At 69.9% G+C, this 20,316-nt stretch carries 19 protein-coding genes; 9 read left to right on the top strand and 10 right to left on the bottom strand.

The window, feature by feature from the left end; all coding sequences use genetic code 11:
- Positions 1-4: 4 nt before the first annotated feature.
- The 5 genes from E0H50_RS42840 to E0H50_RS10785 all read right to left on the bottom strand — a co-directional run bounded on the left by E0H50_RS42840 (position 5) and on the right by E0H50_RS10785 (position 3,292).
- Positions 5-142 (bottom strand): hypothetical protein, encoded by a 138-nt coding sequence (locus E0H50_RS42840; RefSeq protein ID WP_165547057.1) that lies wholly within the window; start codon positions 140-142, stop codon positions 5-7.
- Positions 143-359: 217 nt separating this feature from the next.
- Positions 360-518: a hypothetical protein gene (locus E0H50_RS42835; RefSeq protein WP_165547056.1), complete on the bottom strand. Its 159-nt coding sequence runs from the start codon at positions 516-518 to the stop codon at positions 360-362.
- A gap of 100 nt (positions 519-618) precedes the next feature.
- The gene (locus E0H50_RS10795; protein WP_202868086.1) at positions 619-1,329 is read right to left on the bottom strand and encodes a GntR family transcriptional regulator; all 711 of its coding nucleotides are present in this window, start codon (positions 1,327-1,329) and stop codon (positions 619-621) included.
- Positions 1,326-1,841, bottom strand: a complete 516-nt coding sequence (locus E0H50_RS10790; RefSeq protein WP_131286602.1) for a cysteine hydrolase family protein — start codon at positions 1,839-1,841, stop codon at positions 1,326-1,328. Before E0H50_RS10790 ends, E0H50_RS10795 begins: the two co-directional genes overlap by 4 nt.
- Positions 1,841-3,292 (bottom strand): purine-cytosine permease family protein, encoded by a 1,452-nt coding sequence (locus E0H50_RS10785; protein ID WP_131286600.1) that lies wholly within the window; start codon positions 3,290-3,292, stop codon positions 1,841-1,843. The genes E0H50_RS10790 and E0H50_RS10785 overlap by 1 nt, the downstream gene beginning before the upstream one ends.
- A gap of 77 nt (positions 3,293-3,369) precedes the next feature.
- On the opposite strand from E0H50_RS10785, the gene E0H50_RS10780 reads away from it, so the two are divergent.
- The 4 genes from E0H50_RS10780 to E0H50_RS10760 all read left to right on the top strand — a co-directional run bounded on the left by E0H50_RS10780 (position 3,370) and on the right by E0H50_RS10760 (position 6,625).
- Complete coding sequence (locus E0H50_RS10780; RefSeq protein ID WP_131286598.1) at positions 3,370-4,215, top strand: alpha/beta fold hydrolase; 846 nt, start codon at positions 3,370-3,372, stop codon at positions 4,213-4,215.
- 174 nt (positions 4,216-4,389) lie between these two features.
- Positions 4,390-4,947, top strand: coding sequence for an NADH-quinone oxidoreductase subunit B (locus E0H50_RS10770; protein ID WP_131286596.1), 558 nt, complete (start codon positions 4,390-4,392; stop codon positions 4,945-4,947).
- A complete protein-coding gene (locus E0H50_RS10765; protein ID WP_131286594.1) occupies positions 4,944-5,702 on the top strand; it encodes an NADH-quinone oxidoreductase subunit C in 759 nt (252 codons plus the stop codon). The genes E0H50_RS10770 and E0H50_RS10765 overlap by 4 nt, the downstream gene beginning before the upstream one ends.
- Positions 5,699-6,625: a GNAT family N-acetyltransferase gene (locus tag E0H50_RS10760; RefSeq protein ID WP_238150884.1), complete on the top strand. Its 927-nt coding sequence runs from the start codon at positions 5,699-5,701 to the stop codon at positions 6,623-6,625. Before E0H50_RS10765 ends, E0H50_RS10760 begins: the two co-directional genes overlap by 4 nt.
- 288 nt (positions 6,626-6,913) lie before the next feature.
- On the opposite strand, the gene E0H50_RS10755 is transcribed toward E0H50_RS10760, so the two are convergent.
- A complete protein-coding gene (locus E0H50_RS10755) occupies positions 6,914-8,119 on the bottom strand; it encodes an NAD(P)H-binding protein (RefSeq protein ID WP_131286593.1) in 1,206 nt (401 codons plus the stop codon).
- Between the two features lie 62 nt (positions 8,120-8,181).
- Here E0H50_RS10755 and E0H50_RS10750 point away from each other — a divergent pair, with 62 nt between their 5' ends.
- Positions 8,182-9,129 carry a complex I subunit 1/NuoH family protein gene (locus tag E0H50_RS10750; protein ID WP_238150883.1) on the top strand — a complete coding sequence of 316 codons (948 nt, stop codon included), beginning with the start codon at positions 8,182-8,184 and terminating at the stop codon, positions 9,127-9,129.
- On the opposite strand, the gene E0H50_RS10745 is transcribed toward E0H50_RS10750, so the two are convergent.
- From E0H50_RS10745 to E0H50_RS10730, 4 genes are read right to left on the bottom strand one after another with little or no spacing between them, the layout of a single operon-like run.
- Positions 9,126-10,391, bottom strand: coding sequence for an ABC transporter permease (locus E0H50_RS10745; RefSeq protein WP_131286589.1), 1,266 nt, complete (start codon positions 10,389-10,391; stop codon positions 9,126-9,128). The two genes, E0H50_RS10750 and E0H50_RS10745, sit on opposite strands and share 4 nt — an antisense overlap.
- The gene (locus E0H50_RS10740) at positions 10,388-11,053 is read right to left on the bottom strand and encodes an ABC transporter ATP-binding protein (RefSeq protein ID WP_131286587.1); all 666 of its coding nucleotides are present in this window, start codon (positions 11,051-11,053) and stop codon (positions 10,388-10,390) included. Before E0H50_RS10740 ends, E0H50_RS10745 begins: the two co-directional genes overlap by 4 nt.
- Complete coding sequence (locus tag E0H50_RS10735; protein WP_131286585.1) at positions 11,050-12,102, bottom strand: peptidoglycan-binding protein; 1,053 nt, start codon at positions 12,100-12,102, stop codon at positions 11,050-11,052. The genes E0H50_RS10740 and E0H50_RS10735 overlap by 4 nt, the downstream gene beginning before the upstream one ends.
- Positions 12,102-12,611, bottom strand: a complete 510-nt coding sequence (locus tag E0H50_RS10730) for a hypothetical protein (RefSeq protein ID WP_131286583.1) — start codon at positions 12,609-12,611, stop codon at positions 12,102-12,104. Before E0H50_RS10730 ends, E0H50_RS10735 begins: the two co-directional genes overlap by 1 nt.
- Positions 12,612-12,717: 106 nt before the next feature.
- On the opposite strand from E0H50_RS10730, the gene E0H50_RS10725 reads away from it, so the two are divergent.
- The 4 genes from E0H50_RS10725 to E0H50_RS10710 all read left to right on the top strand — a co-directional run bounded on the left by E0H50_RS10725 (position 12,718) and on the right by E0H50_RS10710 (position 20,285).
- The gene (locus E0H50_RS10725) at positions 12,718-13,374 is read left to right on the top strand and encodes a response regulator transcription factor (protein WP_131286581.1); all 657 of its coding nucleotides are present in this window, start codon (positions 12,718-12,720) and stop codon (positions 13,372-13,374) included.
- Entirely contained in the window at positions 13,371-14,591 is a 1,221-nt protein-coding gene (locus E0H50_RS10720; protein WP_238150882.1) for a sensor histidine kinase, read from the top strand. Before E0H50_RS10725 ends, E0H50_RS10720 begins: the two co-directional genes overlap by 4 nt.
- 85 nt (positions 14,592-14,676) lie before the next feature.
- Positions 14,677-19,356: an excinuclease ABC subunit UvrA gene (locus tag E0H50_RS10715; protein ID WP_131286579.1), complete on the top strand. Its 4,680-nt coding sequence runs from the start codon at positions 14,677-14,679 to the stop codon at positions 19,354-19,356.
- Positions 19,353-20,285 (top strand): prenyltransferase/squalene oxidase repeat-containing protein, encoded by a 933-nt coding sequence (locus E0H50_RS10710; RefSeq protein ID WP_131286577.1) that lies wholly within the window; start codon positions 19,353-19,355, stop codon positions 20,283-20,285. Before E0H50_RS10715 ends, E0H50_RS10710 begins: the two co-directional genes overlap by 4 nt.
- Positions 20,286-20,316 lie beyond the last annotated feature (31 nt).

Raw genomic sequence — 20,316 nt, 5'->3', positions numbered from 1 at the left:
CCCTTCAGGCTTTCCGGCCGAACAGGTGGCTGATGGTCCGGCGGCTCCGGGTGCGCTGTGCACCCTGCGTCTGCCGGAAGTCGCGGCTGAGGCGCTCCCTGCGGTAGTCGACCTCGGCCTTGACCGATGCGTTGCTGAACATGTGTTCCTCCGTTTGCTGGTGCCGGCTGCCTGCCGACAGGTGTAAATCTGCTCGTCTGAGGAGGACCCGCACATCGGAAGTCCTCCCTATCCCCGCCGGTAGGCGGTACCTAGGTGTCCTGAGGGGGTCTTAGGAGCCCCTGACATGACGGTGGCGCGACCGGCTCCGAAGAGCCGGCCGCGCCGTGGGGGAGGGGTCTGGGGCGGTGATCGTGCGGTCACATCGCGGGACGGGCCCGCAGCTCGGGCGCGCAGGGCTGCGGTGGCTGCGGCGCACGCTTCGGCAGGAACCACAGCGGCCGCTGGAAGTCCCGCCGAATCTTCTCCTGCCGGTACCGCATCTCCGCCCGCACCGCGTCAGTCGAGTAAACAAACATGATGTCCTCCGAGCTCCTGTCGATGAGAAGACAGTGCGCCCCTGAGGAAGGCCCCCACATCAGCACAACTCCCTATGCCCCAGGCAACAGACTCCCTAGGTCAGCTGCGGTAGGTGAGGTTGAGTTCGTAGTGGGTGGGGTCGAGGAGTTCGTCGGCGTGTTCGGCGAAGGTGTCGGTGGCGGTCCAGCTGGTGCGGGTGGTGTGCAGGAACCAGGTGCCGGCCGGGCGCTCCAGGTGGCCGGCCTCGACGGGCGTGAGGGGGCGGCCGCGGAGACGCTGCTCGCAGTGGTCGAGGTACAGGCCGGCGCGGTTCAGTGTGACGCTGATCGACCCGTTGTCCAGCCCGCGTTCGGGCAGGTCCCGGAGCGCCTCGATCGCCGGCACCCGGCTGCGCTCGAGCGAGATCGCCGTACCGTCCGTCAGCTGCCGGACCCGCTCGATCACGACCACCTCGGGCGACGGCAGACCGAGCCGGGCGGCCAGCGCGGGATCCTCGTCCAGCTCGATCCGCACAGTCCGCATCCAGGTCTCCACACCCTGCTCGGACAATGCGTGCGTCCACCCGAGCCGCCCGTCGAGCGGCCGCCCGTCGAACAGCACGTACGAACCCTTGCCGGTGTGCGTGGCGATCAGCTCGTCCTCGGCGAGTACGGCGAGCGCGGCGCGGACCGTGTTCCGGCTGACCGCGAACCGTTTCGCCAGCTCGACCTCACCGGGCAGCTGCGTGCCCCGCCGTACGACGCCGGACTTGATCTCCCGCGCGAGCACTCGTGCGATCCGCTCGTGTTTCAGGGAGATCCGCCGCATCATCGCAACTGCTCCACGCTCACGATCTCCAGCATCGGCGCGTACAGCCGCATCAGGTCGATCGCCTTGTCGTGGTTCTCCGTGGTCGACCCGGCGCACGCCTCCTCGACGACCTGGACCTGTACGCCGGCGTCCACCGCGGAAAGCGCCGTACTGATCACGCAGCAGTCGGTCGCCACCCCGGCGAGCACCAGCCGCCCGTCGGCCCGCGCCGCCAGCTCGGGGCCCCAGGCACCGAACGTGGTCTTGTCGAGAGTTGGAGCCCCCTTGAACTCGTCGACCAGCTGATAGTCCTCGGAGTCCGGCGGCTGCAGCGCGAACGGAAACTGTTCGTAGTAGCCGGCCCAGGCACCGAAAACGTGTTCCGGCGCGACGAACCGCGTGAACACCACCTCGGGCGTGAACAGCTTGATGAGCTCCCGGGCCGGCTCGACGACCCGCTGGAAATCCGGAGTCGCCCAGCCGGACGCCGGATCCGCGAAGATCCGCTGCAGGTCGATCAGCGCCAGCACCATCAGGCCTCCTGACGCCGTACGGCGGACCGTCCGCCGAACCACTGCACGACGAAGCCGAGCACCAGCGCCACGAGTACGCCGAGGTTCGCGTACGCCCACGCGCCTTCCTTGCCGCCCAGACCGAACGCGTCGAGCAGGTACCCCTGCCAGGTCAGCCACGACGCCAGCGTGTTCGTGACGAGTCCCCACCCGATGCCGGTGGCAACGGCCATCGTCACCACCGGCAGCCACCGCACGTCGCCGTACCGGCCGGTCGGAAGGTAGAGGTCGTCCTCCGCGTAGTCGCGCCGCCGGGACACGATGTCGGCGAGCATGATCCCGCACCAGGCTGCGATCGGTACGCCGAGCGTGATCAGGAACCCTTGGAACTGCGCGAGGAACTCGCCGCCGTAGAACACCACGTACACGGTCCCCGCGATCATCACCACACCGTCGATGAACGCCGCGACGTACCGTTTCACCGGCAGCCCGAGCGAGAGCAGCGCGAGCCCGGACGAGTAGATGTCCAGGACGGCGCCGCCCACCAGCCCGAGCACCGCCACGATCACGAACGGCACCAGGAACCACGTCGGCAACGCCTCCGCGAGCGCTCCGATCGGGTCGGCGCCGATCGCCGTACTCAGCTCCTCCGACGATCCCGCGAGCAGCAGACCGAACACGAGCAGTACGACGGGAGCCAGCGAACCTCCGAAGGTGGTCCAGCCGACGACGCCGCCGCTCGACGACCGGCGCGGCAGGTACCGCGAGTAGTCCGCGGCCGCGTTCACCCAGCCGAGCCCGAAGCCCGTCATCAGGAACACCAGCGCGCCGATCACCGCCTGCGCGGACCCGCTCGGCAGCGCGGAGACGGTGCTCCAGTGGATCTGGTCGGCGACCAGCACGATGTACACGACGGTGAGTACGCCGGTGACGATCGTGATCACCGTTTGCGCCCGCATGATCAGGTCGAACCCGAGGACGCCGCAGGCGACCGTGAGCAGACCGACCACGAGCAGCGCGATCACCTTGGTCAGCGTGCCGCCGCCCCAGCCGAGCCGCTCGAAAACGGTGGCCGTGGCCAGTGTCGCGAGGATCGTCAGCACGGTCTCCCAGCCGACGGTCAGCAGCCAGGAAACGAGTGACGGCAACTTGTTTCCGCGGATTCCGAACGCGGCCCGGCTGAGCACCATCGTCGGCGCCGAACCACGTTTTCCGGCGAGCGCGATCAGCCCGCAGAGCAGGAACGAGAACACCACCCCGATCAGCCCGGCGATCACCGCCTGCCAGAACGAGATGCCGAACCCGAGCGCGAACGCGCCGTAGCTCAGTCCCAGCACCGACACGTTGGCGCCGAACCACGGCCAGAACAACTGGTTCGGACGGCCCTTCCGGTCCGCGTCCGCGATCACGTTCAGCCCGTTGCTCTCCACCGCGAGCGCGCGGGTCTGCTGCCCCTCGACCTGGTCGGTCATATCGGCTCCTCGAAGAACCTGTTCAGTCCTGTTCAACACGGTAGGCCTGGCCGGTGCGGTGGTCAACAATGAACGGCATGGAGCTCAGCGCGGAGGTCGACGGGTTCAGGCTGGCGTACGACCGGGACGGCGAAGGCCCCGCGGTCGTTCTCCTGCACGGCTGGCCTGGAGACCGCACCGATCACAGGCTGCTCGCCCCGTTGCTGGTGGAGCGCGGGTGCGAGGTGGTGGTGCCGGATCTGCGCGGATTCGGCGAGTCGGACAGCCTGTCCACGGATCCGAAGCAGTACGGCGTGGATGCGCAGGCGAAGAGCGTGGTGGCGCTGGTGGAGGAGCTCGGGCTGGAGCGTCCTGTGCTCGCCGGGTACGACATCGGGAGCCGGATCGCGCAGGGGATCGCGCGGACGCGGCCCGACCTGATCGAGGGCCTGGTGGTGGCGCCGCCGCTGCCGGGGATCGGAAAGCGGGTGTTTTCCGAGCAGGCACAGGCGGAGTTCTGGTACCAGGCGTTCCATCGGCTGCCGGTGATCGAGGAGTTGATCGACGGAAACCCGGCCGCGGTCCGTTCGTACCTGCGGCATTTCTGGACGCACTGGTCCGGGCCGGGGTTCGAGCCGGAGCTGGATCACCTGGTCGAGGTCTACTCGGCGCCGGGCGCGTTCACGGCGTCGATCCAGTGGTACCGGGCGGGAGCGGGTTCGGTCGCGGTGTCGGCGGCCGAGACGGCGCCGCCGTCGTACGACCGGATCGCCGTACCGACGGTGGTCCTGTGGCCGGAGTTCGACCCGCTGTTCCCGCGGGCCTGGTCCGACCGGGTGGACGACTTCTTCAGCGACGTCCGCCTGCGGCACGTCGCCGGCGCCGGCCACTACGCGCCACTCGAGTACCCGGAGATCCTCGCCGAAGAGATTGTCGGACTGTAGGGCATGCCTGACGGCCCAGCGCCTACTGCGGGGCACTCGGCACGGCATCTCGCCGCACGGGTGCAAAGGCCACGATGCTCCGCATCGAGACCTTCGCCCCCGCACGGCGAGCTACCGCACCGAGCACCTCCTCGCGACGGCGCTGAGCCGTCAGGCATGCCCTAGGCTAACCGCATGGCCGAGACCGAGCTGGGGATGCCGACCGTGCGGCCGGCGGTGGGGGCGTTGGCGAAGCTTGCGCCGCAGCCGGTTCGGTACCTGCTGAACTGGGGCCGGAAGTACTCGCTCTGGGTGTTCAACTTCGGGCTCGCGTGCTGCGCGATCGAGTTCATCGCGGCGTCGATGGGCCGGCACGACTTCATCCGGCTCGGCGTGATCCCGTTCGCGCCCGGACCGCGGCAGGCCGACCTGATGGTGGTGTCCGGCACCGTGACCGACAAGATGGCGCCGGCGATCAAGCGGCTGTACGACCAGATGCCGGAGCCGAAGTACGTGATCTCGTTCGGCTCCTGCTCGAACTCCGGCGGCCCGTACTGGGACTCGTACTGCGTGACCAAGGGCGTCGACCAGATCATCCCGGTCGACGTGTACGTACCCGGTTGCCCGCCGCGGCCCGAGGCGTTGCTGCAGGGCATCCTCAAGCTGCAGGAGAAGATCGCCGGCGAGACACTGTCGAGCCGGTACGACGAGCCGTCCGCGGCCGCTCTCACGCGGGGACTGGTGCAGCCTTGAGCGCTGATGCCTTGGAGGCGCTGACCAGCGCGGGGATCGCGGCGTCCCAGACGGACAGCTTCGGCCCGACCGCGATCGACGTACCGCCGGAGTCGTGGGTCGCGGCGCACGAGGTACTGCGGGACGCGGTCGGCCTCACGTTCTTCGACTTCCTGAGCGCGTCCGACGAGCTCAAGGACGGGTTCCGGGTGGTGTCGCATCTCGCGGACTTCTGGGGTGGATCGCATGTCGACCACGTACTCCTGCGGACCTTGGTACCGCGGGAAAACGCTGTACTTCCGACGCTTTCCGAGCTGTACGCCGGGGCGAACTGGCATGAGCGGGAGACGTACGAGATGTTCGGGATCGCCTTCGACGGGCATCCGAACCTGACGACGTTGCTGCTGCCGGACGAGTTCGAGGGGCACCCGCTGCGGAAGGAGTTCGTGCTCGCGTCCCGGGTCGCGAAGCCGTGGCCCGGTGCGAAGGAACCAGGCGAGTCGGACCACGCCCCCGCGGGCGCCCCGAGCCGCCGCCGTACCCTCCCACCCGGCGTCCCCGACCCGGAAACCTGGGGCCCCCGCCCGGCAGGCTCGCCGGACCCCGACCCGCTGGCCCCCGCTGAGGCCGCCGCCACTCCCGCCCGCCCCCGCCGGGCCGGCGCCACCGGCGAACGCCGAACCCGCCGCCAGCCCGCCTCCGACACCCCACCGGCCAACACCCCACCGGCCAACTCCCCACCGTCCGACGCGACGCCGCCGGCTGAGCCGTCGTGATTCCTGCTGCGGAAGAGCTGGCGCGCTACACCCTCGAGCGGCAGCACCCGATCACTCGGACCTGGGTGGGCGACGCGCGGCGGCTCGCGATCCTGACCGAGGAACATGCGGCGCTGGACATCCTGCTGGCCGAGGACCTGGGGATCGCCGTCCAGCGCACCGATCGACTGGCGCCCGGCAAACCACCCGAGGCGATGCTCAACCGCTGGGTTCCCGTCGGCGACGACCTGCACGCGATGTTCAGCATGCGCTTCGAGAACCTGAACCCCGCCAGACCGTTCGTCGACGCGACCCCGATGAGCCGATCACCGAGATCCTCCGACCTCCCCGCGCTGGCCGCTGCCGCCCAGGAGTTCTACGGCGTCCACCACCCGCTGTACCTCCGCCTCTGGACCGCCGAGGCAACCATCGCCGGCACCGCCCCGGACCGCCGATTCCTCGCCGCCCCGATCAGTCAGCTGCGCGCGACCGACGTACCACCCGGCCTTGCCCTCCGCCCGGCGAAGACAGTCGACCACTACGACGCGGCCCGCGACGCGTACGCCGCGGTCGACGCCGACCACCCGCACCACCCCGAGGAAGCAGCCATCCAGGACCGCGAAGACCTCCAGGAGGCAGCGGACGAAGGCCTGCTCTTCGACGTGACAGTGCACGACGAATGGGCCGGGTACGCCGCCGCGATCATCAAGCCCGACGACGCCCTAGGCCTCCCCGCATACGTCGTCCGCGAACTGGTCCTCGCCCCTCGACACCGAGGCCACGGCTACGGCCGCCACCTCAGCACCCTCCTGGCCCAGTCCCTCCCCGACCCCACCCGAATCCTCATCGGCACCATCCACGAAGCCAACCAAGGCGCCCGAACCGCCGCCCTCACCGCAGGCCGCCAAGACATCGGCGGCTGGCTTCAACTCCCGTTGAGTTGAGTCAGATAACCGAGTCGGAATCGGCTGCCCGAAGCAGCCCTCGTGACGCCCGGCTCCTCCCCCCACCCGTTTGGGGAGCCCCTTCCCCCAGGATCGGGGAGCGAGACCTCCCCAAACCGGTTTGGGGAGACTTTCGATCAGGACTGGGGAGGGCTACTGCCCGATTCGGGTGGGTAATCCTCCCCGCAACGCCCCAGCCCGTTGCATATCGCCAGGCCGGCCGCTCGACGGTCGATCACCGCCAGTACGTCGTCCGGGACATCGCGAATGAGATGGTCGGCCATGCCGTCAGTCGATGGCTGATGATCTCAGGAGTTGCGGTGGGGTGTAGTAGAAGACCTCTTCGCGGGTTATTTGGCCGGACTCGACTGTGCAGAGGGAGAGTTTGGTGGTGTGGGAGCGGGTGCCGGTGCGGACGTCCAGTTGGTCGAAGGTGAAGCGGACGGCGAAGTGGTTGTCGAGGAGGAGTGGGCCGACGATGCCGACGTCCAGGTACTCGATGTCGGTGTTGAGGCGGCGGGCGTTCTCGAGGATGGCGTCGGCGCCTTTGACCTCGATCTCCTCGCCGCCGGTTTCGAGGGGTGCGACGCGGACGACCTCGGGGGCCGAGAGCGCGAGTGCCTGGTCGAGGCGGCCGGTGGACAGCGCGTCGACGTACCGCTGGGCGACCTCCGCGGCGGACAGGACGCGGAACTCGTCGGCGTGTTCGTCCGCCCATTCGGCGAACGTGAGCGCGGGGCGGCCGGTGAGTTCGGTGACGGTGGTGGTGACGGGTTCGGGGTTGTCGACGAGTGAGGCCCAGTAGGCGACCGAACTCTCGGCGAGGACCGGGTCGGCGCCGAGGTCGAGCATCGCCTGCCGTGCCTCCGCGTCGGACAGCGCTTCGACGCGCATCTCCTTGCCGACCGCCCGCGCGATGGTCTGGATCTGCTCGGCCTGGGTCAGCACCTCGGGCCCGGTGAGGTCGTAGATCTGGCCGATGTGCCGGTCGTTCAGGAGGGCGAGTACGGCGACCGCGGCGATGTCTCGTTCGTGGATCAAGGACCGGCCGGCCTCGGGGGACGCGACCCGTACGACGTCGCCGGTCCGGAACTCGCTCGCCCAGCCCTGCGCGTTGACCGCGAACCCGCCCGGCCGGACGAAGGTCCAATCCTTGTCCCGCAGGAGCTCTTCGACGTCGGCCCAAACCCCGCCGGACGGCGCGCTCAACGAGGACAGGTAGACGACCCGCCGGGGCAGTTCGGACACCACGTCGGCGGCTCCCTCGGCACTGAACGACGGCCACAGCAGGAACGCGGCGTCGACGTCGGCCGCGGCCCGGCGTACGGCGGCGGCGTCGTAGAGATCGCCCTGGATCAGTTGCACGTCGGGCGGGAAGCCGGCGAGGTCCGGCGTCCGGACGAGGGCGCGGACAGTCACGCCCGCGGCGCGCAGACCGTCGACGACGTGCCGGCCGACGCGGCCGGTGGCTCCGGTGACAAGAATCGTGGTCATGCGACCCACCTTGCGACCTCAACGTTGGTTGAGGTCAAACGGAAAGCACTAGGCTGACCGGCATGCTGGAGTTCGTGGTGCGGGTGGTGGGCGTTCTGGTCGCCTTCCTGGTGGCGCCCTTGCTGGTCGGTCAGGCCGAGCACAAGGTGATGGCGCACATGCAGTCACGGCTCGGCCCGATGTACGCCGGCGGGTTCCACGGCTGGGCGCAGCTGGTCGCGGACGGGGTGAAGTTCGTCCAGAAGGAGAGCGTGGTCCCGGCCGCCGCCGACAAGCGGGTGTTCGAGTGGGCCCCGATCGTCGCGATCCTGCCGTACATGGCGGCGCTCGCCGCGATCCCGCTGGCGCCGGGACTCGTCGGCGCCGACCTGGACTCGGGTCTGTTCTTCGTACTCGCGGTGATGAGCATCGGCGTACTCGGATCGCTGATGGCCGGCTGGGGCAGCGGGAACAAGTACAGCCTGCTCGGCGGGCTCCGGGTCGCGGCGCAGCTGATGAGCTACGAGCTGCCGTTCGTGCTGTCCGCGGCGAGTGTCGCGGTCGCGGCCGGGTCGTTGAGTCTGACCGGAATCGCGCACGCATGGAACCCGTGGTGGCTGCTCTGGCAGCTGCCCGGTCTGGTGGTGTTCTTCATCGCCGGCCTGGCCGAGCTGCAGCGGCCGCCGTTCGACATGCCGGTCGCGGACTCCGAGGTGATCTTCGGCCCGTACACGGAGTACACCGGGCTCCGGTTCGCGATGTTCCTGCTCGCTGAGTACGCCGGGATCGTCGTCCTCGCGGCCCTCACCACGGTGCTGTTCCTCGGCGGCTGGAGCGGCCCGGGACCGGAGTCGATCGGCTGGATCTGGACCGTGCTGAAGGTCGCGTTCGTCTCGGTCGTGGTGATCTGGGTGCGGGTCTCGTTCCCGCGGATGCGTGCCGACCAACTGCAGAAGCTGGCCTGGCAGGGCCTGGTGCCGGTGGCGCTGATCCAGCTCGCGCTCACCGGCATCGGCGTCGTCGTCTTCTAAGGAGTTGCCAGGGCCTCGGTCGGTGAGAGGCGGGAGGCTCTGACAGCGGGGTAGAGGCCTGCCAGTCCACCGATCACCAGAGTCGCCGCGACCCCGCCTGCCAGTGCCCAGACCGGGATGACCGTCAGCCAGTTCTGGTACGACGCATAGGCCGCGGTGACCGCGGATCCGAGTAACGCCCCGCCGACCCCGCCGAGCGCGGACAGCAGCAGTGACTCGGTCAGGAACTGGGTGCGGATCTGGCCGCGGGTCGCCCCGAGCGAGCGGCGCAGACCGATCTCGGCGCGGCGTTCGAGCACCGAGATCACCATGATGTTCGCGACCCCGACACCGCCGACCAGCAGCGCGACCGCGCCGAGGCCGAGCAGGAGCCCGGTGAAGGCCTGCCCTGCGGCCTGCTTGGCGGCGAGCGCGTCGGACGGTCGCGACACCTCGACCTCGTTCGGCGCCTCCGGGTTCGCGGTCGCTCCGAGGACCGAGCGGACGGCCGGCACCTGAGCGTCGTCCGAACGGGTGTAGATCGTGGTCGGGTGCCCGTCGAAGGCGAGATCGCTCGCGGCCGGCCAGCCCATGAGTGCGGCGCTGTCCAGTTCGGGGGCGAGCGCGGCCGGTTCGAGGATGCCGAGGACGGTGAACCAGGTGTTGCCGATCAGCACCTGGGTGTCCGGCCCAGCCTTGGTGATGCCCAGCCGTTCGGCAGCGCTCGAGCCGAGGACGGTCGCCGGATAGCTGCCGGTTGCCGCGTCGATCCACTTGCCGCTGCGGATCGTCGCGCCGATCGTGTCGAGCAGGTTGGTGCGGGCGGCGTACGCGATGATGCCGTTGGTCTCGACGTCCGGGATCTTGCTGGTCCGGTAGACCGAGGCGTCGTCGACCTTCCCGATCGCGGACTCGGCGCGGACCGGCGGGATCCGGCGGACCATGGACTCCGCGGCGAGTGGCAGCTGGGCCTGCTCGCCGGTCAGCCGGGTGCCGGGGGTGACCGTCAGCAGATTGGTGCCGAGGGCATCAAGCTGGCTGTCGAGCTCGGCCCGTGAGGACGACGAGATACCGACCACCGCGACCATCGCGGCGATCCCGATCGCGATGCCCAGCGCGGACAGGAACGCCCGCATCGGCCGGGTCCGCAACCCAACCGCCCCCACGCGCACCACATCGCGCAACCCCAGCGCCGCGGGCCGGAGCTCCCGGGCACTTTGTGCACGACGTCCGTGCTTTTCGCCCGTTGTCGTACGGACGTCGTGCACAAAGTCGTCGCTCATGAGCGGACCTCCTCGACGATGACGCCGTCTCGCATGCGGACTTGGCGGGGGAGGGCGGCTGCGATGTCGCGGTCGTGGGTGATGACCACGACCGTTGTGCCGGCGGCGTGCAGGTCACGCAGCAGTTGCATGACGCCTGCGCCCGACACCGAATCCAGCGCACCGGTCGGCTCGTCGGCCAGCAGTACGGCGGGTTCGCCGGCGACTGCCCGTGCAACGGCCACGCGTTGCCGCTCGCCGCCGGACAGCTCGTGCGGCTCGTGATCGAGGCGGTGCGCGAGACCGACCCGTTCCAGAGCGGCCGCCGCACGCTTCCGGCGTACCGACAGGCGGAGGCCGGAGTAGAGCAACCCGTCGGCGACGTTGTCGACCGCGCGGACGCCGGCCGCGAGATGGAACTGCTGGAACACGAACCCGATCCGGGTCGCGCGCAACGCCGACAGTCCCGCGTCGGACAGCCGTGCCACGTCGTACCGGTCGATCCGGACCGTGCCGGTGGTCGGCCGATCGAGGGTGCCGAGGACGTTCAGCATCGTGGACTTGCCGGAGCCCGACGGGCCGACGATCGCGACCAGTTCGCCGGGGTCGATCCGCAGGTTCACACCGCCGAGCGCGTGCACTCCACCCGGGTACACCTTCGTGACCTCGCTCAGCTCGATCACTTGGGGATCCCCACCGTGGTGCCGGCCGTGATGCCGGTGCCGCTGATCTCGACCTGACCGTTCGCGAACAGGCCGGTCTTCACCGGCACGTACCGCGAGGTCGTACCGTCCGTGACCTCGACGCCGAAGCCGCCCTCGCGGAGCGCGACCAGGGCCGCGACCGGAACGGTCAGCACGTTCTTGCGTTCCGAGGCGGTGAACGTGACGTCGACGGCCGCCGACGACCACGCGGCCACCGCTTTCTGGTCGGCGAGGGCAACGATCACCTCGACCTTCGTTTCCGGGTCCTTGTCCGGACTTTCCGCCGGAATGATCACCGTGGAAACTTTCTGGATCTTTCCGGGCACGGATTTTCCGTCCGGGAGTGCGACCGTGACCGCCCCGTTGAGGGTGGCGAGCCGCTGGTCGGCCGCGTCGAGCTGGACGGTGACGGCCCGGGTGGTGCCGGTGTAGCTGAGGACGGGCTGGTTCGGGGCGAGCGGTGACCCTTCCTCGGCCTGCACGCTGTCCACCCGGAGATGACCGGGTGCGAACAGGACGCTGCCGAGCTCGACGACACCCGTCTCGTCCAGACCGAGATCCTCCTGCCACTCCTCGACCGCGGCCGCGGTGGCGTCGGTGTACTCGTCGTCCACGGTGAACCCGGTGTAGCCCATCGCCTTCAGGTTCTGCTCGAGCTGCAGCACGTCGGTGCCTTCGCTCCCGATCACGAGCCTGCGGTACGCCGGGAGCGCGCCGTACAGCAACGTGGTCGGCTTGTTGTCGATGCTGTACACGGTGTTTCCGCGGCGCAGCTCCTGCCCGCTGTCCGGTACGGCGGTGACCGTGCCGGCGACCCGGTTGACCGCGGACGACGACTGGCCGAAGCCGAGCGTGCCGTCCTGGGTCTCGGTGTCCTTCAAGGTCTGCTGCGTGACCTTGGTGGTGTTGATCGGCACGGCCTGCGCGGCCGGATTGGTTGCCTGGCTCGTGTCGCCCCGGCTCACCAGGAACGCACTTGCGGCGCCCCCGGCGGCCAGGACGGCCACAGCTGTCAGTGCCTTACGCATCAGCGTGCCGCCAGAATGCTCTGGCAGGCGTCCTGCGCCTTCTTGAAGTCAGGATCGTCCGCGACGCCCGGCCCGATCATGATGCCGCGCTGGTCCGGTTTCGGGTCCGGAAACTTCTCGACCCCGTTCTTCCGCATGCACTCGGCGTATTTCCGGCCGTTTTCCGCCTGCTGCGGGTTGGCGCTGCCCTGGGCCTGCGGGTTGTACTGCTGGCACGCCTCCATGGCCTTCTGGACCTGCTCCTGCGTGACACCGGAGTTCTTGTCGAACCTCAGCATCGGGCCCTTGCCGGGCTCCGGGTCCGGGACGTTCAGTCCGTTCTCCCGCAGGCACTGGGTGAACTTGACCGCCATCTCGTCCCGGCTGAGGCCGGCCGGCGCACTGCTCGGCGCCGACGACTGCTGCCCTCCGCTCCCGGAGGCGACCTGGGCGTCGGGCTCGTCGGCTCCGCAGCCGGTCAAGGTCAGGCCGGCGACCAGAACGGAAACGGCCAGGATGGTGTTGCGCATCGGTGCTCCTCTCGTTTCCGCCACACCTTTCTCGGTCGGCCGTTTCCGGACCGTTTCCGAGTGCGGAAACACCGCGGAAACACCGAGGTCGGGGATCATGGGGTGCGTGCGGGTACTGGTGGTCGAGGACGAGCCGTTGCTGGCGGCAGCGATCGCGGAATGGCTGCGCGACGAGGCGCACGCCGTCGACGTGGCCGGTGACGGCGGCGCGGCACTGGAACGGTTGTCGGTGAACGCGTACGACGTACTCGTGCTGGACCGCGACATTCCGGTCGTCCACGGGGACGAGGTGTGCCGGCAGCTGGTGGCCTCCGGGTCCGCCACGCGCGTGCTGATGCTGACCGCCGCGGCCGCCGTGACCGACCGCGTCGAAGGGCTCGGGCTGGGGGCGGACGACTACCTGACCAAGCCGTTCGCGTTCGCCGAGCTGGGCGCGCGGGTCCTCGCGCTGGGCCGCCGCAGCCGCCCGGCCGATCCGCCCGTACTGCGACGCGCCGGGGTCACGCTGGATCCGGCGCGGCACGAGGTGTTCCGCGACGGCCGGTACGTGCCGTTGTCGAAGAAGGAATTCGCCGTACTCGTGGAGCTGCTGCGAGCTGACGGCGCGACCGTGTCGGCCGAACAACTGCTGGAGAAGGCATGGGACGAGCACGTGGACCCGTTCACCGGAGCGGTCCGGCTGACGATCCTGAAGCTGCGCCGGAAACTGGGCGAGCCGGGACTGGTCGAGACCGTCACCGGCGTCGGCTACCGCATCCCTTGAGGAGACTGTCGCTCCGCGGCCGCCTGACCCTGCTGTACGGCGGGCTGTTCATGGCCGCCGGCGTGGTGCTGCTCGGGGTCACGTACGCCCTGTTCAACGCGAACCTCGGTCAGCAGTACCGGGTGATCGTGAAGGGCACGTACCTGAGCCCGAGCGCCGGTGCCACCAGGCCCCCGCCACCGACCAACGACGTCTACGTGATGAACAAGGACGGCGCCGTACTGACCGGCTCGGATGCGGAACGGGTGCTGGAGCAGCAGCGGGAACAGGTCCGCCAGGCGGCGATCAAGTCGTTGCTGACCCAAGGGAGTATCGCTCTGCTCGCGGTCGGCGCGCTTGCCGCCGGGTTCGGATGGCTGGTGGCCGGGCGGGTCCTCGCGCCGCTGCACCGGGTGACCGACACGGCGCGCCGGATCGCCGCGTCGCCGTCCGCTCTGCACGAACGGATCGCGTTGAAGGGCCCCGACGACGAGGTGAAGAACCTGGCGGACGCCTTCGACACGATGGTCGAGCGCCTGGACCATTCCTTCGACGGGCAACGCCGCTTCGTCGCCAACGCCTCCCACGAGCTCCGTACGCCGCTGACGCTCGGTCGCGCGCTCGTCGAAGTCGCGATGCACCGAAGGACCGCGTCCCCGGAGGTCAAGGAACTGGGCGAGAGCCTGCTGACGATCAACGCCCGCCACGAGCAACTCATCGACGGGCTGCTGATCCTCGCGGACTCCGAGAGACACCTGTCGACCGTCTACCCGGTGAACCTCGCCGACATCGTCAGCCACGTAGCCGCCCAACTGACCCCGGAAGCCGCCGCGGCCGGCGTCGAGCTGATCCGCGGCCCGGGCGAGGCGCCCACCCGCGGCGACGCCCTGTTGCTGGAACGCCTGGTCCACAACCTGGTCGAGAACGGCATCCGCCACAACCTGCCGTCAGGTGAGCGGTGGGTGCAGGTGCGCAGCAGAACAGCCGGCGATCACGTGGAGATCGTGGTCACGAACACCGGCCCGGAGATCCCGCCGTACGAAGTCGAATCCCTCTTCAAACCCTTCTACCGCCTGGGCGCGGAACGCCTGGTCAGCACGAAGGGTGCCGGTCTCGGCCTGTCCATCGTCCGCTCGGTCACCGAAGCCCACTCCGGCACGGTGACCGCCCTCCCGCGCGAAGGCGGTGGCCTCCAGGTGACAGTCACCCTGCCCCTGGACCCGGCCGGCGCTGCTTGACACACGTGTTGCCGTTCCGGGAGATTGGCGGGACGGCGCCGACCGGTCGCCGAGCTGTGGAACGTCCGACCCAGCCGGGGTTCCAGTGTGGCGAAGGGGATTCGTCCTCTCGGTCGACGATATCGGCGGGCTGTCTCTCAACACCGCGTCGCTGGGGACGATGGTGTCGGAGGAAGCGCCTGCGATGGTCGGTGAGCTGGAAGTTCTCGGTGCCTCGGAGCACAACCTGCGGGACGTCGATGTCACGTTCGGGCCCGGCCTGACCGCGGTCGTGGGTCCGTCCGGCTCGGGGAAGTCGTCGCTCGCGTTCGACGTGGTGTACGCCGAGGCGCGGCGCCGGTTCGTCGAGTCGCTGGGCCTGGGGCGTCCGGAGACCCGCGTGCCGGCCGCGCAGGTGCGGAGCATCTCCGGCTTGGGTCCGGCGGTGGCGATCGCTCAGAACGTGCTGAACGTCAACCCCGCCTCGACCGTCGCGACGTCGGTCGGTCTGCATCCCTTCTTCCGCATTCTGTACGCGCGATTCGCGGACGTCACCTGCCCGAGGTGCCAGGTCCCGGTCCGCGCGGTGTCCCGCGAAGAGCGACTCGCGATCGCTCTGGACCTGCTCGCCGCCGAGGGCAGCCTGCCAGTGGAAGTAGCGGTCGTCCGCGCTCTCGACGGAAGTCACGCGCGGCTCCTGGCCGGCCTGCGCGGCACGTTCGCCGAGGTCACGATCGACGGGCGTCCGTGGGCCGGGAAACGCGTGCCCCGGCTCGACCCGGCCGTCCCGCACGATGTCGTCGTACGCGTCGACACCCTGCGGGCGGAGATGTCCGCGGCGGAGGTTCGCGGCATCCTGGAGCGTGCCGACGCGTTGGGCTCACCCGAGGTTCGTCTCGGCCGTACGCCGGTACTGCGGGCGCCGATCTGCCCGAGCTGCTCGGACTGGGTCCGGCCGCTGGAGCCGTCGGCGTTCCGCGACACCGCGATCGACACGTCGTCCCATCGCATCGCCGGGGTCGCCCTGACCGAGTTGCTCGCCCGCTCGGTGCGCGAGGTCCTCGAGTTCGTCGACCAGTTGGCGATCGGCCCGCGTGCGGCGCGCGTTCAGGACGAGCTGCTGCGGCGCCTGCGACCACTGGTCAGGCTCGGGCTCGGTCATCTCAGCCTCGACCGGCCGATGCCGACGCTGTCGCGGGGCGAGGCGCAACGGACTCGGCTCGCGGTCGTCCTCGGCGGCCGGCTCGAGGATCTGCTGCACGTCCTCGACGAACCCACCATCGGGCTGCATCACACCGATCTCAAACCGTTGCTTGAGGCAATGGCATCGTTGCCGGGCCCGGTGTTGATGGTGGAGCACGACCGGACGGCGATCGCGCTGGCCGACGAGGTCGTCGAGATCGGCCCGGCCGGCGGCCGCGGCGGTGGCGAACTCGTCTTCCAAGGAACGCCGGCCGACCTGTGGCGCGCCGGCACTGCCTCAGGTCGCGGCTTCTCCGCGTCGCCCCGGACCCGGCGAGCGGCCCGTGCGATCGGCGACCGGCGGATCGGCATCACCGGCGCCTGCCTGCGCAACCTGCGCGACGTCGACTGCGAGATCCCGCTCGGGACGCTGACCGTCATCACCGGCCCGTCGGGAGCAGGCAAGACCACTCTCGCTCGCGACGTCCTGCTGGCGTCGATTCGAGCCGGCGCACCGGTGGGCTGCGCGGCCGTCGACGGGCCGGCGCTCCGCGCGATCGCCGTCGATCAGAAGCCGCTGGGCAACAACCCCCGGTCGAACCCGGCGACGTACACGAAGGTGCTGGATCGGATTCGTGACGTGTTCGCGCAGCAGACCGGACGGTCCGCGTCGGGGTTCACCTTCAACCGTGGCGAAGGCGCGTGCCCGGAGTGCGAGGGGATGGGCGCGGTCGCCATCAGTCTCCGAGAGTTGGCGCCCATCTGGGTACCGTGCGAGGTCTGCGAAGGCCGCCGGTACCGGCCCGAAGTCCTTGAGGCGAAGTGGCACGGCCGGTCGATCGCCGACGTGTTGGAACTGAGTGTCGATGAGGCCAGTGTGGTGTTCGACGAGCACCCGGCGGTGACGCGCATCCTCCAGACCCTGCAGGATGTCGGACTCGGCTACGTCACGCTCGGGCAGCCGTCGCCCAGTCTCTCCGGTGGTGAAGCGCAACGAGTCCGCCTCGCCCGGGAGGTGACGAAGGCGAAGGCCGGCAATCTCGTGATGCTGGACGAGCCCACCACCGGCCTTCACCCAGGCGACCTGGACAAACTCCTCACGGTGCTCGACAAGCTGACGGCCGACGGCTGCACGGTGGTCGTCGTCGAACACCAGGCGGACGTGATCGCCGCCGCTGACTGGCACGTCGAGCTCGGCCCGGGCGGTGGCCCCGATGGCGGGCGGCTGCAGCACTGCGGCCCCGCCGTTGCTCAGCAGCGGCCGAGGGCGACGCCCCGCGCCAAGCCGCGGGCCGATCGGCGCTCGCGTGAGGTCATCCGGGTGCGGGGCGCCCGGGCGCACAACCTGCAGGGGATCGACGTCGAGTTCGCCAAGGGCCGATTCACGGTCGTCACCGGCGTCTCAGGTTCGGGCAAGTCCTCGTTGGTCGGCGACGTGCTCGCGGCGGAGGCCGACCGGCGGCTGCTCGAGTGCCTGTCGGTGTACGAGCGCCAGTCGGTGCGCGAAGGACCGGAAGCCCCGGTCGAGTCGATCACCGGACTGGGCCCGACGATCAGCATCGACGCCTCCGGCACGAGCTTCCCGCCCGGTGGGCCGGGGCGCTGGGACGCCGCCCGTACGACGGTCGGCCGGTCCAGCGACCTCGACCGCCTCGTCTCCGTGGTGCTGGCGCGCGCCGGAGATTGCGCGACGCGCACGGTGCCTATCGAGCCGCGGCACCTGATGGGTTCGCCCGCGTCGGTGTGCCCGCAGTGCCTCGGGGTCGGCGTTGAGCGCGAGTTCGATTTCGCCGCGCTCCTACGGCCGGACGCGCCACTCACCCGGTGCTTCGGCGGAAGCCTGGCGTGGTTCCGGCCTGAGATTGTCGGCAGCAACGACGTCATCCGGACCTTCGCGGAGCGGTACCAGTTCGACCCGAGCACGACGCCGTGGTCGGAGCTCAGCGACGAGGTCCAGCACGGGATCCTGTACGGCGATTCGACCTGGGTAGGGCTGAACCACTGGGCCCGGCTCGACCTGGGAGGCCTGGAGACCACGGCGTACCCATGCCGCGAGTGCCGCGGCAAGCAACTGCGTGCTCCGTACCTGGCGATCCGGATCGCGGGTCGCGACCGCAGCGACCTGTTCTCGGCATCGTTCGCCGAGCTCGACGACATCCTGACGTCGATGGCCGAGCTGGACGACGAACACGCCGCATTCGCCCGTACCGTCGCGTCGTACCGGCTGGGATTCCTGCGCCGGGTCGGGCTCGGCTATCTCACGATGAACCGGACGACCTGGACGCTGTCCGCGGGTGAGGCCCAGCGGATCAAGCTGGCGTCGGTCCTCGGCAGCGGCCTCGTCGGCATGACCGTCCTGCTCGACGAGCCGTCCCGAGGTCTGCATCCGTCCGAAGTGGAAGCACTCGCCGGCACCCTGAGCGACCTGCGCGACGCCGGAAACACCGTCATCGCTGTCGAACACGATGCCACCCTCATTCGAGCCGCCGACGACGTCATCGAGATCGGCCCGGGTCCCGGACGGGCGGGCGGCCGGCTCGTCGACCTCGACAGCGCCGAGTCGGTCACCCGGGCAGTGCGCTCGGGGGGTGTTGGGATCCCGCGGCACGACCGCCGCGTGCCGACCGAGTGGATGCAGGTCACGGGAGCGCGGGAGAACAACCTGTGCGGTCTCGACGTACGCGTCCCGCTCGGCGTGCGAGTCGGCGTGTGTGGCGTGTCCGGTTCGGGGAAATCCTCGCTCGTCGTCGACACGATCGCGCTCGGGCTGGCGCGACCGGTGACCAACCACTCCGGCGGCGACATCATCCGCGTCGCACCTGGGGTCCACCAGGCTGTTTCGGGTGCTCCCGCTCGTACCGTCGTCGCCGACCACGGCCGTGCGGGAATCGCGTCACCCGGCAGCTTCCTCGGGCTGATCACCGCGGTCCGCAAGGCGTTCGCCGCCGGCGAAGTGGCCCGCGAGCAGGGCGTCACGATGAAGGACCTCACCTACGGCTGTGACGCCTGCGGCGGGAAGGGGACGTGGCAACAGGGCATGTCGTTCCTGCCACCGGTGACCCAGACCTGCGATGCCTGCGGAGGTTCCGGCTACCGTCGCGAGGTCGCCGCCCTCCGCGAGCGGGACCGGACGCTCGCCGATATCGAAGCCCTGACCATCGGCGAGCTCGTCGACGAGTGGGGCGACATCGCCGCCGTACGTCGCGCCGGCGACGCCGCGCTCGCGCTCGGCCTCGGGTACCTCGTCGTCCGCCAACCTGGTTGGAGCCTGTCCGGCGGTGAAGCGCAGCGACTCAAGCTCGCCAAGGAGCTCGCCCGTCCGACGAAGGCCGGCAGCCTCTACGTACTCGACGAACCCACTGTCGGCCTGCAGGCCACGGACGTCGCCGTGCTCCTGCGCGCGCTCGACGCGATCGTCGACGCGGGCAACACCGTCCTGGTGGTCGAGCACGACCCGATGGTGCTTGCCACCTGCGACTGGATCATCGAGCTCGGCCCAGGCGGCGGACCGCACGGTGGAAGGATCGTCTTCGAGGGGCCGCCCGGAGAGCTGGGTAAGGCCGACACGGCCACAGCGCCGTTCGTACGGGCGGCATTGACATGAACACGCTGCTGTTCGGAGACCCGTCGCCGTCGCTCCGGTGGCGCGCGGCAGTGGAGCTCGAGGGCGCCTCGGCCGACGATGACGACGTGAGGGCCTGGCAGGGTGAGATCGCGGCGAGTCCCGCGGTCCGATCGCTCCTCGGGCGGCTGGCGGCGGCTGAGCGGCCGCAGGACGCCGGGTACCTGCTGTGTCAGCTCGCGTATCTCGGGTACCGCGGCCCCGAGCTCGCCGCTGCCGTCGACGCGATCTTCTCCCATCAGCAGCCGGATGGCTCGTGGCCGCTGCGGTACGACGACGATCCATCCGACGGTCCGCGGTTCATCACCATGCAGACCGTCGTACCGCTCCGGGGCGTCGCCGCGGCTGGCTTCGCCACTGATCCTCGGGCTGAGCGGGCGTACGAATGGCTCCTGCGGGAACGACTTCACGACGGCTCCTGGCCTTCCGGACCGAAGGCTGACCTAGGTAGTCCGGGAAAGCCTGCGCCGCCGGAGAAGGAGTACCGGCGACTCACCCGTGGCGACGGGTGCCGTTCCGCGACGACCGGCGCGGTGGCCTGCCTTGCGCTGCATCCCCAGCGCAGTCGATCCGACGCGGCCCGCGTCGGCGTCGACCACCTGCTCGCCCGCGAGACCCGCGACGAGTCGACCCTCGGCTGGGAAGTCTCCCGGCTGGTCGGCCTCGAACGCGCGATGGGACAGGTCACCTTCTACGTCACCGTCGATCCCGTTTTCCTCCTCGACCTCGCCTCCCGCTGCGCCGACGACCGCCGGGTCCACGCTCTCGCCACCTGGCTCGAGTCCAGGCGCGGCCCATACGGGCTCTGGCAACACCCGACGCACCCGCAACTGTCCCGCTGGCTGACCTTCGACCTCGAATCCAGCCTCCGCCGCTTGAACGGCGTGTCGCCGGCTGTCGATCTGGACTGAGGCCGTTCGTATAGAGGGCGAGAAGGAGGCA

The organism is Kribbella sindirgiensis (genome assembly GCF_004331435.1).
GTDB lineage: Bacteria > Actinomycetota > Actinomycetes > Propionibacteriales > Kribbellaceae > Kribbella > Kribbella sindirgiensis.
The sequence above is the reverse complement of the archived record's forward strand: the minus strand, read 5'-3'. Positions and strand labels throughout refer to the sequence as shown.

Coding starts and splice junctions, on each gene's coding strand:
- E0H50_RS42840 (WP_165547057.1), bottom strand. CDS start 142: ATGTTCAGCAACGCATCGGTCAAGGCCGAGGTCGACTACCGCAGGGAG.
- E0H50_RS42835 (WP_165547056.1), bottom strand. CDS start 518: ATGTTTGTTTACTCGACTGACGCGGTGCGGGCGGAGATGCGGTACCGG.
- E0H50_RS10795 (WP_202868086.1), bottom strand. CDS start 1,329: ATGATGCGGCGGATCTCCCTGAAACACGAGCGGATCGCACGAGTGCTC.
- E0H50_RS10790 (WP_131286602.1), bottom strand. CDS start 1,841: ATGGTGCTGGCGCTGATCGACCTGCAGCGGATCTTCGCGGATCCGGCG.
- E0H50_RS10785 (WP_131286600.1), bottom strand. CDS start 3,292: ATGACCGACCAGGTCGAGGGGCAGCAGACCCGCGCGCTCGCGGTGGAG.
- E0H50_RS10780 (WP_131286598.1), top strand. CDS start 3,370: ATGGAGCTCAGCGCGGAGGTCGACGGGTTCAGGCTGGCGTACGACCGG.
- E0H50_RS10770 (WP_131286596.1), top strand. CDS start 4,390: ATGGCCGAGACCGAGCTGGGGATGCCGACCGTGCGGCCGGCGGTGGGG.
- E0H50_RS10755 (WP_131286593.1), bottom strand. CDS start 8,119: ATGACCACGATTCTTGTCACCGGAGCCACCGGCCGCGTCGGCCGGCAC.
- E0H50_RS10750 (WP_238150883.1), top strand. CDS start 8,182: ATGCTGGAGTTCGTGGTGCGGGTGGTGGGCGTTCTGGTCGCCTTCCTG.
- E0H50_RS10745 (WP_131286589.1), bottom strand. CDS start 10,391: ATGAGCGACGACTTTGTGCACGACGTCCGTACGACAACGGGCGAAAAG.
- E0H50_RS10735 (WP_131286585.1), bottom strand. CDS start 12,102: ATGCGTAAGGCACTGACAGCTGTGGCCGTCCTGGCCGCCGGGGGCGCC.
- E0H50_RS10730 (WP_131286583.1), bottom strand. CDS start 12,611: ATGCGCAACACCATCCTGGCCGTTTCCGTTCTGGTCGCCGGCCTGACC.
- E0H50_RS10710 (WP_131286577.1), top strand. CDS start 19,353: ATGAACACGCTGCTGTTCGGAGACCCGTCGCCGTCGCTCCGGTGGCGC.